This is a genomic window from Actinomadura meyerae (genome assembly GCF_900188445.1).
Classification (GTDB): domain Bacteria; phylum Actinomycetota; class Actinomycetes; order Streptosporangiales; family Streptosporangiaceae; genus Spirillospora; species Spirillospora meyerae.
The window spans coordinates 103961-117909 of sequence record NZ_FZOR01000001.1 but is presented as its reverse complement, the minus strand read 5'-3'; the positions used below and the strand labels follow the sequence as shown (position 1 = coordinate 117909).

The following is a 13949-nucleotide window of genomic DNA, read 5'->3' as shown; positions in this document are numbered from 1 at the left end:
TCCACACGGGGGTTTCGGCGCCGCGCCTCAGCGCGCGGCACCGCGGACAGGTGGCTCAGATCCGTGCCGTGGAGGGGGGTGCGCGGCCGCGGGGGGCGGCGGGGGGTGCGAGGTCGGGCGAGACGGGCGCGGCCGCGGGCCGGTACCGGTACCCCGGCGGGGCCGGGACGCGGGGGCCGGCCGCCGGGAGCGCGGCGTGCACCGGCTGCGCGCCCGGCGCGGCGGCACCGGCCGCGTGCGCGGCCGCGGCGGCGGTGACCGCCTGCGCGTGCGGGACGGCCTGCGTGTGCCGGAGGATCCGCGGCTTGGTGGAGGCCCTGGTGCGGGTGGGCGCCTTCGCGACCGGCGCGGGCCGGACGCCGGAGACCGCCCCGGTGGCGGAGGCCGCGCCGTGGGCGCCGGCGCCGACCGGTCCGGCGACCAGGCCGAGCAGCCCCAGCAGGACGATGAGCACCCGGGCCGCGGGCGTGCCCGCGCCGGGGCGGAGCGCCGGAGGCAGGGCGGGGTGCCGCGCGTCGCGCATTCCGCCCTCCCCTTCCGCGCCGCGGGCTTCCCACCGCGGGCTTCTCGCCGCGGGCCCGGACGTCCGCCGGTCGTCCAGGCCAACCTAGCCCAGGTTCTCCGGGGTCGAGGCGGGCTTCGTCTCCCGGCGGCTGAAACACCCGCGCAAATCCCCGTCAAGTGACCCGGCGTGACACTGTCATGACCCGGCCGCGCCCGCCGCTCCCACCAGCAGACACGCCGTGGTGTCCCAATCCGGCCAGGCCGAAGTCGGCCGCCATCCATTGCCCGGTCCAGCAACGCGAATTACTTTCGCGTATGCCCACCCCGAACCGGACAGAGGAGTATCCGGTGGCACGATTCAGACAGACCGCGATCGTCGGGACCGCCGCACTGGCCGTCCTCGCCGCGGGGGTCGCCCCCGCGTACGCCGCGGGAACCACCATCCGCAAGGGCTCGGCCACGGCCGACCCCTACTCCGGCAACGTCCAGGCGTCCCTGCTCGGGACCGCGACGGTCTCCACGTCGATCGGCAGCGGCTCGTGCAGCCAGTCGACGATGACCGGGTCCGTCAACTCCGACGGCAGCGGCCTCGCCATCTCCAGCGCCGGCTTCAGCGGCGACAACGGCGGACCCTGCTCCGGCACCACCAGCTCGACCATCGAGACGCTGAACCTGCCGTGGACCGGCGGCAACGTCACCTACGACGCCGGGCACACCGGCGGGCGCGACGCCACGATCACGATCAGCAACTTCAGCGTCCGCGCCACCGTGGACCTCTTCGGCGGCATCACCTGCCAGTACGGCGGCACGCTCACCGCCAACGGCTACAACGGCGACAACGCGTCGCGGCCGAACACCGGCAGCTCCGAGGCGCAGGTCGGCGTCCAGAACGCCCAGGTCAGGAAGACCGGCGGCAGCTTCCTCTGCCCCGGCACCGCCACCGTCAGCGCCACGTACGCGCTGAAGGGCGAGTCGTCCGCCGGATCCGGCACCTACGACCAGTCCCTGTACGTCACGAGCTGAGGCCCTCACGGCACCGAGCTCCCGTCTGAGAACACGCTCCCAAGCAAGATCACGCTCCCGGTAACACGCTCCCAGGACGTGCTCCCATGAGAAGCGGGCCGCCCCCGTCACGCGGGGGCGGCCCGTCGCGCTCCTCAGGACCCGCACCGCCGGCGGACCGGCGGCGCACTCAGGCGGCCGGGGCGGGTCAGCAGCCGATGAGCTGCGCCGCGAGGAACGACTCGACCTGCCCGATCGAGATGCGCTCCTGGCTCATGGAGTCGCGCTCCCGCACGGTCACCGCGTCGTCCTCCAGGGTGTCGAAGTCGACGGTGACGCAGAACGGGGTGCCGATCTCGTCCTGGCGGCGGTAGCGGCGGCCGATGGCGCCCGCGTCGTCGAACTCGACGTTCCAGTGCTTGCGCAGCCGCGCGGCGAGGTCGCGGGCCTTCGGGGACAGGTCGGCGTTGCGCGACAGCGGCAGCACCGCGACCTTGACCGGGGCGAGCCGGCGGTCGAGCCGCATGACGGCGCGCTTCTCCATCTTGCCCTTGGCGTTGGGCGCCTCGTCCTCGGCGTAGGCGTCCATCATGAACGTGAGCGTGCAGCGGTCGACGCCCGCCGCGGGCTCGATCACGTACGGGGTGAACCGCTCGCCGGACTCCTGGTCGAAGAACGACAGGTCGGCGCCGGACGCCTTGGAGTGCGTCGTCAGGTCGTAGTCGGTGCGGTTGGCGATGCCCTCCAGCTCGCCCCACTCGCTGCCGACGAAGTCGAACCGGTACTCCACGTCGACGGTGCGCTTGGAGTAGTGCGACAGCTTCTCCTGCGGGTGCTCGTAGAGCCGCAGGTTCTCCTTGCGGATGCCGAGGTCGACGTACCACTGCATGCGCTCGTCGATCCAGTACTGGTGCCATTCCTCGTCGCTGCCGGGCTTGACGAAGAACTCCATCTCCATCTGCTCGAACTCGCGGGTCCGGAAGATGAAGTTGCCCGGCGTGATCTCGTTGCGGAACGACTTGCCGATCTGCCCGATGCCGAACGGCACCTTGCGGCGCGCGGACTGCTGGACGTTCAGGTAGTTGATGAAGATGCCCTGCGCGGTCTCGGGCCGCAGGTAGGCGAGGCCGGACTCGTCCTCGACGGGACCGAGGTAGGTCTTGAGCAGGCCGTTGAACATCTTCGGCTCGGTGAAGGAGCCCTTGACGCCGCAGTTCGGGCAGGTGACGTCGGCGAGCCCGCCCGCCGGCGGGCGGCCGTGCTTCTCCTCGTACGCCTCCTCCAGGTGGTCGGCCCGGAAGCGCTTGTGGCAGGACTGGCACTCGGTGAGCGGGTCGACGAACGCCTGGACGTGGCCGCTGGCCTCCCAGACCTCGCGCGCCAGGATGACGCACGAGTCGAGGCCGACGATGTCGTCGCGGCCCTGCACCATGGACTTCCACCACTGGCGCTTGACGTTGTTCTTCAGCTCGACGCCGAGCGGCCCGTAGTCCCAGGAGGCGCGGAGGCCGCCGTAGATCTCGCTCGACGGGTAGACCAGGCCCCGCCGCTTGGCGAGGTTGACGATCGTGTCCAGCACATCGGAACGGCGTGCCATGAGTTTCTTCTCCATCCGGCTGGCGGTCGGCGGGACAGTGAGTGCGCCCCGGTCCGCGCGCGGCGGACGGTGGCGAGTGTGATCCCCGGTGATTGAGCTCCGGCGGGGTCATCGCCGCCACCGGAGAGCATTCCCCAGCTTAGGGCACCCGGCAAGCCGAAAATGCGCTAGTAGACGCGCCCGTCCGCGATGTTGCTGTCGATGTTGAGCGAGACGCCGCCGTGCTTCTCCCTGTGGCCGCCCCGGTACTGCTTGATGCGGCGGTGCGGGGACCACCAGTGGTCCGGCAGGTGCGGGTCGCCGTAGACCGACGCGCGGCCGTTCCAGTTGGCGAACCAGATGGCGTCGGGCTTGCTGATCCCGGTCGCGCGCCCGACGTCGCGGATGCCGGAACTGGCGCTGCTGTAGAGGCACGGGACGTAGCCCTCGGCCTCCAGCCGCCGCACCCAGTTGTCCACGAACCGCAGGACGGCCGCCTTGCACCCGCGCTTCTTCCCGCTGTCGTACGCCTCCATGTCGTAGTAGATCGGCCGGCCCGCCGGGATGCCCAGCGCCCGCGCCTTGCGCGCCGCGTCCACGGCCGCCTTGGCGCCCTCCTTGGCGGCGTTCCTGGCCGTGAAGCGCTGCGGACGGCTGCCGCACGGCGCTTGCAGGCCGACGTAGGTGGGCGTGATGCGGTACCCCATCGCCCGGACCTCGCGGACCCAGGACGCGGTGAGGTTGGGCTGGGCGCAGCCGCGCGCCGCGCCGCCGATGTAGATGTTGGTGACGTCGAACGAGGGCTTCCAGGCCCGCATCGTCGCGAGCGAGGGCGCCGTGCACGTGTCGAAGCCCTTGCCGCGAACCCAGGGCACGTCGGGCCCGGTCTCCCCGGTCTCCCCGGTCTGCGGAGCCACGCTGGGGGACGCGGTGGGGGACGCGGTGGGCGCCGCGGCCTCCCGGCGGACGGCGGGCCGGGCCGGCGCGGCGGGCCCGGCCGTCCACGTCCCCGACAGCCGGGCGGCGCGGAGCACCCGCTGCAGCCGCGCCGGATTCTCGCCGTAGACGGCGGTGATCGCGACTCCCGCCTCCGGGAGGGTCAGCCGCGTCTCATGGCCGGATCTCGGCGTGATGGTCAGCGAGGCCATCTTGTCGGCGTGCACCACCGTCCGGGCGGAGCGCCCGGCCCCGGCGGGCTCGATGTGGAGGGCCTCGGTCCGCCCGACGACGCGGGCCGGGCAGTCCTGCTGGGGCCCGGGACGGCCGAGGTAGACGGCATGCCGGTCATAGCGGACGCACCGGGTGGGGTCCGCGTCCAGCCGGTGCACCGCCCAGCCCGCCGGGACGGGCACGCGCAGCCCCCGGTACTCGACGACGCGCGGCGCCGCGGCGTCCGGCACGGTGGAGCGCGCGCTCCCTTCGGCGGCGTGCCCGGCCGGTCGGACGTGCCGGAGCGCGGGCCGTGCGGGAGCCGCCTCCAGGACGGCGAGCAGGGGGGCGGCCACCGCCGCCCCGGACAGCACGCTGAACAGGACGGCGTGGCGCATCATTTCTCCCCCGGGACCGCGCGGTGATCATCCAGGGGCAGAGATGACCATGGCGCCGCGCGCGAAACCGGGCCAAGGCGCTTCTTGCCCGGCGGTTGCCTCGCTCGTGACCCGGCGGACGGCGACGGGCTCCGGTGGGCCGCGGGGTCAGGCCGTGCTGACGATCTCGTACGCGCCGGGCTCGTCCACGGCCAGCGCGGCGAGCGGCATGAACTGCATCCGGATCTCGTACCCGCCGAGCGCGCGCCGGTAGTGCCCGGCGCCGTCCCATTCGGTGACGAGGGCCCACAGGCCCGGGTCGTCGACGGTCCGGGCGAGGCGGCCGGAGCGGAAGCCGGGGCTCGCCGACAGCGCGGTGAGCACCGCCGTCATCCGCTCGGCGAAGCCGGCCGACTCGGCGTCCGGAACCCGGTAGCGGGTTATCGCGATCATCCGTCCATCCTGGCAGTACGTTGGGGCCTGTGGAGACGAGAGGTGAGCGCGGGGGCGGCCTGCGGGCCGCCGTCGAGCGGCACAGCGCGGCGCCCGTGGTGTTCCTGCACCGGCTGCCGCGCTGGGTGCTGCTCGTCGCGGTGTTCCTGCTGCTGGTGGTCGGCATGGCCGGGACGGGCTGGGTCGCCGCGGCCGGGCTGCTGGTGCTGGCCGCCGCGCTCGGCTGGTTCGCCTACCTGAACTGGCCCGCGCTGGACGGTTCGGGACGGCTGCTGCGCATCGTGGCGCTCGCGGTGCTCACGGGGTTCGCGCTCGGCCGCGGCCTCGGGCGGTTTTGACAACCGTTTTCACTTTGTCCATAATCGGCGGGTGCCCCGCTTCCCCCGTCGTCTGCGCGCCCTCCTGGCGTCCGCCCTGGCTCTGGCCGGGCTCGCCGCCGGGCTCGCGGGCTGCGCCGACGCGGACGCCGGCGTGCCGCCCGGCAAGACCGCGGTGGTCGCGTCGTTCTACCCGGTGGCGTGGCTGGCGGAGCGGGTCGGTGGCGACCGCGTCTTCGTCCGGACGCTGACCGAGCCCGGCACCGAGCCGCACGACCTGGAGCTGACCGCCCGGCAGGTCGCCCGCATCGAAGACTCCGCCCTCGCCGTCTACGTGCGGGGTGTCCAGCCCGCCGTGGACGACGCGGTCGGGCGGCACGCCAGGGGCAGGTCGCTCGACGCGGCGGCGGTCGTCGAGACGCTCTCCCCCGCCGGCGAGACCGACGACGAGGAGGCGCACGACGGCGTCCGCCACCGGGAGGCGCCCTACGACCCGCACCTGTGGCTCGACCCGAGCCGCATGGCCGCCGTCGCCATCGCGCTCGGCGAGCGGCTCGCCGCCGCCGACCCCGCCGGGGCGCCCGGCTACCGGGAGCGCGCCGCCTCCACCGCCGCCGGCCTGACCCGGCTGGACCGCGCGTTCCAGGACGGCCTGCGCACCTGCGCCCGCCGCGAGATCATCACCGCGCACGCGGCGTTCGGCTACCTCGCCGACCGCTACCGCCTGCGGCAGATCCCGGTGTCCGGGGTCGACGCGTCCGGCGGGGCGTCCCCGAAGCGGCTCGCGGAGCTGACCCGGCTGATCTCGGCCACCGGCGCGACGACGGTCTTCACCGAGACGCTGGTCAGCCCGAAGACCGCCGAGGCGCTGGCCCGCGAGGCGGGGGTGCGGACGGCGGTGCTGGACCCGGTCGAAGGCGTCGAGGACGGCTCCGCCGACGAGTACCTGACGATCATGCAACGGAACCTGCGGACCCTGCGTCCGGCCCTGGAGTGCTCATGAACGAGGAGGCGCCGCCGCCGCTGGAGATGGCGGGCGGCCTCGTCCGGCGGGACGGCCGCGAGGTGCTCGCCGGCATCGACCTGCGGGTCGGGTCCGGCGACGTGCTGGCGGTCCTCGGGCCGAACGGCGCGGGCAAGTCCACGCTGGTCAAGGCGCTGCTCGGGCTGGTCCCGCTGGCCGCCGGTCGCACCGAGATCTACGGCGCGGCACCCGCCCGGTTCCGCGACTGGCAGCGGATCGGGTACGTCCCGCAGCGGCTGCCGGTGGGCGGCGGGGTGCCCGCGACCGTCCGGGAGGTCGTGGCGTCCGGGCGGGTGGCGCGGCGGTCGCGCTGGCTGCCCGCGGCGTTCACCGACCGGGCGGCCGACCGCGCCGCGGTGGACCGCGCGCTGCGCACGGTCGGGCTCGCCGACCGGGCCCGCGACTCGGCGCACCTGCTGTCGGGCGGCCAGCAGCAGCGGGTCCTGATCGCCCGCGCGCTCGCCGGGGAGCCCGACCTGCTCGTGCTGGACGAGCCCACCGCCGGGGTCGACGCGCGCAACCAGGCGTCGCTCGCCGCCGCCCTCCACGAGCTCGCCGGGGACGGCCGCACGGTGGTCCTCGTCGCGCACGAGCTGGGCCCGCTGGAACCGCTCGTGACCCGCACGGTCGAGCTGGGCCACGGCCGCATCGTGCACGAGACCACCCGCGCGACGGCGGCCGGCGGGGCCGCGACCCTGGGAAGGCCCGCGTGAGCGAGATGCTGCAGTACGACTTCATGCGCGTCGCCCTGGTGATGGCGGTGCTGATCGGGCTGACCGCGCCCGCCGTGGGCACGTTCATCGTCCAGCGCCGGCTGTCGCTTCTCGGCGACGGCATCGGCCACATCGCGCTGACCGGCATCGGGCTCGGACTGCTCACCAGCACCTCCCCCGTGCTCGGCGCGCTGGTGGTGTCGGTCCTCGGCGCGGTGGCGATCGAGGTGGTGCGGGCCCGCAGCCGCAGCGGCGGGGACGTCGCGCTCGCCCTGCTGTTCTACGGCGGCCTCGCCGGCGGGGTGATCCTGACCAACGCCAACGGCGGCGGGTCGGCGAGCCTGCAGTCGTACCTGTTCGGCTCGATCAGCAGCGTGACCGTGGCCGACCTGTACGTGGTCGCTGGGCTCGCCGCCGCCGTCCTCGCGATCGTGGCGGTCTTCGGCCGGGAGCTGTTCCTGCTGTGCCAGGACGAGGAGGTGGCGCGGGCGGCGGGCCTGCCGGTCCGGTTCCTCAGCGTGCTGATCGCCGCGACCGCCGCGGTCACCGTGGTGATCTCGATGCGCGCGATCGGGCTGCTGCTGGTCAGCGCGCTGATGGTCGTCCCGGTGGCGGCGGCGCAGCAGCTCACCCGGGGGTTCTGGCAGACGATGCTGGCCGCGATGGGGATCGGCGTGCTCTCGGCCGTTTCGGGGCTCGCCGGGTCCTTCGAGTACGATCTGCCTCCAGGCCCCTCGATCGTGCTGCTGGCGCTCGCGGCGTTCGTGGTCGCGGTCGCCGGGGGCTCGGTGGTGCGCCGCAGGCGCGCCCGCGCCCGCGCGGCGGACGGCGCCGTTCCCGCCGGTTCCGGCGCGGAGGCGCGCGTGGATGCCGAGGCGGAGGTGCTTGGGGGATGACGACGGCCCGCCGGGACGCGGTGCGGCAGGTGCTGGCCGGCTGCGAGGGGTTCCGCAGCGCGCAGGACATCTACGCCGACCTGCGCGCCGACGGCTCCAAGATCGGCCTGACCACCGTCTACCGGGCGCTGCAGGCGCTCAGCGACGCGGGCGAGGTCGACGTGCTGCGCACCGACGAGGGCGAGGCGGTCTACCGCGCCTGCCGCACCGAGCAGCACCACCACCACCTGGTCTGCCGCGGCTGCGGCCGCACGGTCGAGGTCGAGGGGCCGGCCGTGGAGCGCTGGGCGGACGCGATCGCCGCCGAGCACGGCTTCTCCGACATCACGCACACCGTCGAGGTGTTCGGCACCTGCGGCGGCTGCTCGGGCGCGCGCCGCTGACCTGCGGAGCGGCGCTCTACTGATCGGTAGCAAGACGCGCACTCGACACGCGCGCGCGCATTTTCTTGGCGAATTGTCACATCTACAACAGTCCTGCCCTATGTCATAAATGTCCCGTCGCCACGGCGGGCCCGACGTCGGGCCCCTCGGGGGGTGCGTGGCGCCCGCACGAGAGGGCGTACATGACCAGACGGGTGTTCACCAGCCGACGTACCGCGCTCCTGGCGTCGGCGACCCTGCTCGCGACGGCCGGCACCGCGCTGCCCGCCTCCGCGCGGCAGGCGCCGTCCCCGCCCACCCCCCAGCAGGCCGCCGAGCGGGCGCTGCACGCGCTCGCCGAGCGCGGCGCGCACGCCAGCGCCGGGGACGGGCAGTCGTTCAAGGTCGTCCGGGTCGGCATCGACCGGGACGGCACCTCGCACACCCGGATGACCCGCACCTACAACGGGCTGCCGGTGCTCGGCGGCGACGTCGTCGTCCACCAGGCGGCGGACGGCGCGTGGCGCGGCAGCAGCGGCACCCTCGCGCAGGCGCCCGCCGACTCCACCCCGGAGGTGACGGCGAAGACCGCCGAGAAGCGCGCCGCCACCAAGAACCGCAAGGCGGACGGCTCCCCCGCCCTCGTGGTGGAGGCGCGCACCGCCGACCACGCGCCGCGGCTCGCCTGGCGCGTCCAGACCGTCGGCAAGCAGGCCGACGGGACGCCGAGCCGGGTCCTCACCTCCGTCGACGCCGCGACCGGCAAGGTCCTGCTGCGCGAGGAGATGATCCGCACCGAGGCGGGCGACGGCCGGTCGCTCTACACCGGGACGGTCCCGCTGGAGACCACCAGGTCGGGCAGCGTCTACCAGCTGAAGGACCCGACCCGCGGCGGCACCTACACCGGCGACGCGGAGAACCAGACCGACCTCTGCATCCTCATCTGGTGCATCCGGCGCGCCCCCGCCACCCTGTTCACCGACGCCGACAACCACTGGGGCAGCGGCACCACGTCCGACCGCGCCACCGTCGCCGTCGACGCCCAGTTCGGCACCGCCATGACCTGGGACTTCTACAAGAACGTCTTCGGCCGCACCGGCATCGCCGGCGACGGCAAGGGGTCGTTCAACCGGGTCCACTACGGCAGCGGCTACGCCAACGCGTTCTGGGACGACTCCTGCTTCTGCATGACCTACGGCGACGGCGACGGCTCCCAGCTCGGCCCGCTCACGGCCCTCGACGTCGCCGCGCACGAGATGAGCCACGGCGTGACCAGCGCCACCGCGAACCTGACCTACTCCGGTGAGTCGGGCGGCCTGAACGAGGCCACGTCCGACATCATGGCCGCCGCGGTCGAGTTCTACGCGAACAACCCCAACGACGTCGGCGACTACCTGGTCGGCGAGGAGGTCGTCCTGCCCGGGTTCGGCAAGCCCGCGCTGCGGTTCATGGACCGGCCGAGCCGCGACGGCAACTCCCACGACGCGTGGTCGTCCAGCACCAAGAACCTGGACGTGCACTACTCCTCGGGCGTCGCCAACCACTTCTTCTACCTGCTGTCCGAGGGCAGCGGCGCGAAGACGATCAACGGCGTCTCCTACGACAGCCCCACGTCCAACGGCTCCACGATCACCGGCATCGGCCGGGACGCCGCCACGAAGATCTGGTACCGGGCGCTGACCACGTACATGACGTCCTCGACCAACTACAAGGGCGCGCGGACCGCGACCCTGAGCGCGGCCGCGGACCTCTACGGCACGGGCAGCACGCAGTACAGCACCGTGGCCGCCGCCTGGTCGGCGGTGAACGTGAACTAGGACCCCTGTTCCGGGGATCGAGGCCCCGTGCCGCCGCGGCACGGGGCCTTCCCGTGTCCTATCGACACGGGCACGGGCATTACCGGGTTGATGATCCAGTGGAGGGGGCCATGGTGGAGAATCGGGTCATGGCTACGACACGTACCGCAAACGCGCACTGGGAAGGCTCGCTCCTGGAGGGCCAGGGCACCGTCTCCCTGGACTCCTCGAAGCTCGGCACCTACGACGTGACCTGGGCGTCGCGGAGCGAGGAGCCGGGCGGGCGGACGAGCCCCGAGGAACTCATCGCCGCGGCCCACTCCACCTGCTACTCGATGGCGCTCTCGCACGGCCTCGCCGGCGCCGGGACGCCCCCGGAGAAGGTGGACACCAAGGCCGAGGTCACCTTCCAGCCCGGCGAGGGCATCACCGGCATCCACCTGACCGTCCGGGCGAGCGTGCCCGGCCTGTCCGCCGCCGACTTCGAGAAGGCCGCGCAGAACGCCAAGGAGAACTGCCCGGTCAGCAAGGCCCTCACCGGCACCAAGATCACCCTGGACGCCGCCCTCGCCTGACCGCCCTCGCCCGACCGCCCGCGGCGAGCCGCCGGGCGCGCCGGAGGAGCGATGCGGCGATCGCACCCGTCGCGGCGGGTCAGGCGCTCCCGGGCGCCCGGCCCGCCGCGACGGCGTCCGGCAGGGCGGCGGGTTCCACCGTGTTCGGGACCGCGCCGCCGTACCGGCGGTCGCGGGAGGCGTAGATCTGGCACGCGTGCCACAGGTGGCGGCGGTCGAAGTCGGGCCAGAGCGTGTCGAGGAACACCATCTCCGCGTACGCCGACTGCCACAGCAGGAAGTTGGACGTGCGCTGCTCCCCCGACGAGCGCAGGAACAGGTCGACGTCGGGGATGCCCGGCTCGTCCAGGTAGCGGGCGAACACCTTCTCGTTGATCTTGCCGGGGTCGAGCCGGCCGTCCCGCACGTCCCGGGCGATCGCCGCCGCCGCGTCCGCGATCTCGGCCCGGCCGCCGTAGTTCACGCAGAACTGCAGGGTGAGGACGTCGTTGCCGCGGGTCATCTCCTCGGCCGTCTCCAGCTCCCGGATGACGCTGCGCCACAGCCGCGGCCGCCGGCCCGCCCAGCGCACCCGCACGCCCATCGCGTTGAGCTGGTCGCGGCGGCGGCGGATCACGTCCCGGTTGAAGCCCATGAGGAAGCGGACCTCGTCCGGGGAGCGCTTCCAGTTCTCGGTGGAGAACGCGTACGCCGACAGGTAGGGGACGCCCAGCTCGATCGCCCCCATGATGACGTCGAACAGCGAGTCCTCGCCGCGCTTGTGCCCCTCGGTGCGCGGCAGCCCGCGCTCCTTGGCCCAGCGGCCGTTGCCGTCCATGACGATGGCGACGTGCCGCGGCACCAGCTCCGCGGGGATCGCGGGCGGGACCGCACCCTCGCGGTGCGGCTCCGGCGGCGATACGGACCTGCTCAAACTCGCTCCCTGTCGGTGTCGTCGTGTGACTCGTCGTGCGGCTCGTGCGACCCGTCGCGCGCCCCCGGGCGCGCGTCCCGCTCCACGTGGCGGAGCGAGCGGATCCCGTGCTCCAGGTGCCACTGCAGGTAGGCGGCCACCAGGCCGCTGGCCTCCGCGCGGTGCCGCTGCTCGCTGCCGTCGGCGTACTCCCAGTCGCCGCGCAGCAGCGCCAGCATCAGCGCGAGCGTCGGCGGCGCCGGGGTCGCGGCGCCCGGCTGCCGGCAGTTCGCGCAGACCGCGCCGCCCGCCGCGATGGCGAACCCGCGCAGCCCGCCGCGGGTGCCGCAGCGGCAGCACTCGTCCAGCGCGGGCGCCCAGCCGGCGACCGACAGCGAGCGCAGCAGGAAGGCGTCCAGGACGAGCCGGGGGTCGTGGCTGCGGTCGGCGAGCGTGCGCAGCCCGCCGACCAGGAGCAGGAACTGCCGCAGCGCGGGCTCCCCCTCGTCGCCGGCCAGCTTCTCCGCCGTCTCCAGCATCGCCGTCCCCGCCGTGTAGCGGGGGTAGTCGGCGACGAGCGCCTCCCCGTACGGGCGCAGCGTCTCGGCCTGCGTGATGAGGTCGAGGGAGCGCCGCTCGTACAGCTGGAGGTCGACGTGCGTGAACGGCTCCAGCCGCGCGCCGAACCGGGACCTGGTCTTGCGGACCCCCTTCGCCGCGGCGCGGATCCGGCCGGTGCGCCGGGTCAGCACCGTCACGATGCGATCGGCCTCGCCCAGCTTCTGGGTGCGCAGGACGATGCCTTCGTCGCGGTAGAGGGTCACCCGTTCATTCTGACGCACGCCGCGCGATGCCTCGGCGCACCCTCCGGACATCTCCCCAGGATCTCCACAAGGCGCCCGGACGGTCTCGCTGCGCTTCATAACAATCACATACCGTGACCGGATTCGGCCGAGGTGTCCGGCCGAAAGTTATGGCTCGAACCCCCCTGAGCTGGCAGCGTTGGGGCATGAGATGCCACATCGTGCCACCGCACATGCTGGAGCGCATCGCCCGCGACGCCGACGACCCGGCCCTTCGCGCCCGCGCCCGCCGTACGCTGGCGCTCACGTCCGCGCAGTTCGCCGAGCGCAAGCTGATCGCGGCCGCCGCCCCCGACCCCGCCGCGGACTTCGTCCCCGACCGCACCATCGCCGACGCGGGCAACCGCGAGGAACTGCCCGGCCGCACCGTCCGCGCCGAGGGCGGCCCCGCCACCGGCGACGAGGCCGCCGACCAGGCCTACGACTGGCTCGGCGCGACGTTCGACTTCTTCGAGGCCGCGTACCGGCGCGACTCGATCGACGGCGCCGGCCTGCGCATGGTCTCGACCGTCCACTACGGCGACGACTACGACAACGCCTTCTGGAACGGCGAGCAGATGGTGTACGGGGACGGCGACGGCGTCCTGTTCACCGGCTTCACCGGCCCCCTCGACGTGACCGGGCACGAGCTCACCCACGGGATCACGCAGTACACCGCCGGCCTGGAGTACTACGGCCAGGCGGGCGCCCTGAACGAGTCCATGTCGGACGTGTTCGGCTCGCTCATCAAGCAGTGGCACCTCGGGCAGACCGCCGACCAGGCCGACTGGCTCATCGGGCAGGGGCTGCTCGCCGAGGGCGTCGGCGGCGTCGCGCTCCGCTCCATGAAGGAGCCCGGCACCGCTTACGACGACCCCCGCCTCGGCAAGGACCCGCAGCCCGCCCACATGGACCACTACGTCGAGACCTACCGCGACAACGGCGGCGTCCACATCAACTCGGGCATCCCCAACCACGCGTTCTACCTCGCGGCGACCGCGCTCGGCGGCAACGCCTGGGAGAAGGCCGGCCGCGTGTGGTACGACACGCTCACCGGAGGCACCCTCGCCGCCGACGTCGACTTCGCCGGCTTCGCCGCCGCGACCGCCGCGACCGCGAGCCGGCTGTACGGCACGGGCTCCACCGAGGAGAAGGCGGTGAACCGCGCCTGGGCCGGGGTAGGGGTCTCCATGGAGGCGAACGGATAGCGCAGTGAAAGTGACAGTCGTCCGCAGCGGAGGATTCGCGGGGATCGAGCGGCGCGCCGAGTCCGACAGCGCCAGCGATCCCATGCTGACGAGGCTCGTCCACCGGGTGGACCTGGCTGCGGTCCCCCCGCCGGGCCGGATCCCCGACCAGTTCCTCTACGAGATCGACATCGACGGCGACCGCACCACCGTCGGCGAGGCCCAGCTCCACGGCCCGCTCCGCGAGCTGGTCCACCACGTCCTCGGCCGCGCCCGCTGACCCC

General features: G+C 73.6%; 16 protein-coding genes. 10 read left to right on the top strand and 6 right to left on the bottom strand.

The genetic code is table 11. The features are described from left to right. Nucleotides 1–55 precede the first annotated feature (55 nt). Nucleotides 56–523: a hypothetical protein gene (locus tag CHF16_RS00520; RefSeq protein WP_089323861.1), complete on the bottom strand. Its 468-nt coding sequence runs from the start codon at nt 521–523 to the stop codon at nt 56–58. A gap of 329 nt (nt 524–852) precedes the next feature. Between CHF16_RS00520 and CHF16_RS00515 the strand changes: the two genes are divergently transcribed. Next, nucleotides 853–1527, top strand: a complete 675-nt coding sequence (locus CHF16_RS00515; protein WP_089323860.1) for a hypothetical protein — start codon at nt 853–855, stop codon at nt 1525–1527. A gap of 187 nt (nt 1528–1714) precedes the next feature. Here the strand turns inward: CHF16_RS00515 and CHF16_RS00510 are convergent, their stop codons facing one another. The 3 genes from CHF16_RS00510 to CHF16_RS00500 form a co-directional block, all read right to left on the bottom strand. Next, nucleotides 1715–3103, bottom strand: coding sequence for a glycine--tRNA ligase (locus CHF16_RS00510; RefSeq protein ID WP_089323859.1), 1389 nt, complete (start codon nt 3101–3103; stop codon nt 1715–1717). 167 nt (nt 3104–3270) lie between these two features. Further along, nucleotides 3271–4629: a DUF1906 domain-containing protein gene (locus tag CHF16_RS00505; protein ID WP_143227837.1), complete on the bottom strand. Its 1359-nt coding sequence runs from the start codon at nt 4627–4629 to the stop codon at nt 3271–3273. Between the two features lie 147 nt (nt 4630–4776). Next, entirely contained in the window at nt 4777–5061 is a 285-nt protein-coding gene (locus CHF16_RS00500) for an antibiotic biosynthesis monooxygenase family protein (protein WP_089323857.1), read from the bottom strand. A gap of 29 nt (nt 5062–5090) precedes the next feature. Here CHF16_RS00500 and CHF16_RS00495 point away from each other — a divergent pair, with 29 nt between their 5' ends. The 7 genes from CHF16_RS00495 (at nt 5091) to CHF16_RS00465 (ending at nt 10744) form a co-directional block, all read left to right on the top strand. Next, nucleotides 5091–5399 carry a DUF6703 family protein gene (locus CHF16_RS00495; protein WP_089323856.1) on the top strand — a complete coding sequence of 103 codons (309 nt, stop codon included), beginning with the start codon at nt 5091–5093 and terminating at the stop codon, nt 5397–5399. 31 nt (nt 5400–5430) lie between these two features. Then, nucleotides 5431–6381, top strand: coding sequence for a metal ABC transporter substrate-binding protein (locus CHF16_RS00490; RefSeq protein WP_089323855.1), 951 nt, complete (start codon nt 5431–5433; stop codon nt 6379–6381). After that, nucleotides 6378–7115, top strand: a complete 738-nt coding sequence (locus CHF16_RS00485; RefSeq protein ID WP_425427459.1) for a metal ABC transporter ATP-binding protein — start codon at nt 6378–6380, stop codon at nt 7113–7115. Before CHF16_RS00490 ends, CHF16_RS00485 begins: the two co-directional genes overlap by 4 nt. Further along, nucleotides 7112–8011, top strand: a complete 900-nt coding sequence (locus tag CHF16_RS00480; RefSeq protein WP_089323854.1) for a metal ABC transporter permease — start codon at nt 7112–7114, stop codon at nt 8009–8011. Before CHF16_RS00485 ends, CHF16_RS00480 begins: the two co-directional genes overlap by 4 nt. Then, nucleotides 8008–8394 carry a Fur family transcriptional regulator gene (locus tag CHF16_RS00475; protein WP_089323853.1) on the top strand — a complete coding sequence of 129 codons (387 nt, stop codon included), beginning with the start codon at nt 8008–8010 and terminating at the stop codon, nt 8392–8394. The genes CHF16_RS00480 and CHF16_RS00475 overlap by 4 nt, the downstream gene beginning before the upstream one ends. A 182-nt stretch (nt 8395–8576) precedes the next feature. Next, nucleotides 8577–10190, top strand: a complete 1614-nt coding sequence (locus CHF16_RS00470; protein ID WP_089323852.1) for a M4 family metallopeptidase — start codon at nt 8577–8579, stop codon at nt 10188–10190. 128 nt (nt 10191–10318) lie between these two features. Further along, nucleotides 10319–10744 (top strand): OsmC family protein, encoded by a 426-nt coding sequence (locus CHF16_RS00465; protein WP_089323851.1) that lies wholly within the window; start codon nt 10319–10321, stop codon nt 10742–10744. A 79-nt stretch (nt 10745–10823) separates the two neighbouring features. Here CHF16_RS00465 and CHF16_RS00460 read toward each other — a convergent pair whose 3' ends face one another. Then, nucleotides 10824–11657, bottom strand: coding sequence for an isoprenyl transferase (locus CHF16_RS00460; protein ID WP_089323850.1), 834 nt, complete (start codon nt 11655–11657; stop codon nt 10824–10826). After that, nucleotides 11654–12460 carry a DNA repair protein RecO gene (gene recO / locus CHF16_RS00455; protein ID WP_245868106.1) on the bottom strand — a complete coding sequence of 269 codons (807 nt, stop codon included), beginning with the start codon at nt 12458–12460 and terminating at the stop codon, nt 11654–11656. Before recO ends, CHF16_RS00460 begins: the two co-directional genes overlap by 4 nt. Nucleotides 12461–12645: 185 nt before the next feature. Between recO and CHF16_RS00450 the strand changes: the two genes are divergently transcribed. Beyond that, the gene (locus tag CHF16_RS00450; RefSeq protein WP_089323849.1) at nt 12646–13686 is read left to right on the top strand and encodes a M4 family metallopeptidase; all 1041 of its coding nucleotides are present in this window, start codon (nt 12646–12648) and stop codon (nt 13684–13686) included. A 4-nt stretch (nt 13687–13690) separates the two neighbouring features. Further along, nucleotides 13691–13945, top strand: coding sequence for a protealysin inhibitor emfourin (locus CHF16_RS00445; RefSeq protein WP_245868105.1), 255 nt, complete (start codon nt 13691–13693; stop codon nt 13943–13945). Nucleotides 13946–13949 lie beyond the last annotated feature (4 nt).

Coding starts and splice junctions, on each gene's coding strand:
- CHF16_RS00470 (WP_089323852.1), top strand. CDS start 8,577: ATGACCAGACGGGTGTTCACCAGCCGACGTACCGCGCTCCTGGCGTCG.
- CHF16_RS00520 (WP_089323861.1), bottom strand. CDS start 523: ATGCGCGACGCGCGGCACCCCGCCCTGCCTCCGGCGCTCCGCCCCGGC.
- CHF16_RS00500 (WP_089323857.1), bottom strand. CDS start 5,061: ATGATCGCGATAACCCGCTACCGGGTTCCGGACGCCGAGTCGGCCGGC.
- CHF16_RS00465 (WP_089323851.1), top strand. CDS start 10,319: ATGGCTACGACACGTACCGCAAACGCGCACTGGGAAGGCTCGCTCCTG.
- CHF16_RS00505 (WP_143227837.1), bottom strand. CDS start 4,629: ATGCGCCACGCCGTCCTGTTCAGCGTGCTGTCCGGGGCGGCGGTGGCC.
- CHF16_RS00450 (WP_089323849.1), top strand. CDS start 12,646: ATGAGATGCCACATCGTGCCACCGCACATGCTGGAGCGCATCGCCCGC.
- CHF16_RS00510 (WP_089323859.1), bottom strand. CDS start 3,103: ATGGCACGCCGTTCCGATGTGCTGGACACGATCGTCAACCTCGCCAAG.
- CHF16_RS00475 (WP_089323853.1), top strand. CDS start 8,008: ATGACGACGGCCCGCCGGGACGCGGTGCGGCAGGTGCTGGCCGGCTGC.
- CHF16_RS00485 (WP_425427459.1), top strand. CDS start 6,378: ATGAACGAGGAGGCGCCGCCGCCGCTGGAGATGGCGGGCGGCCTCGTC.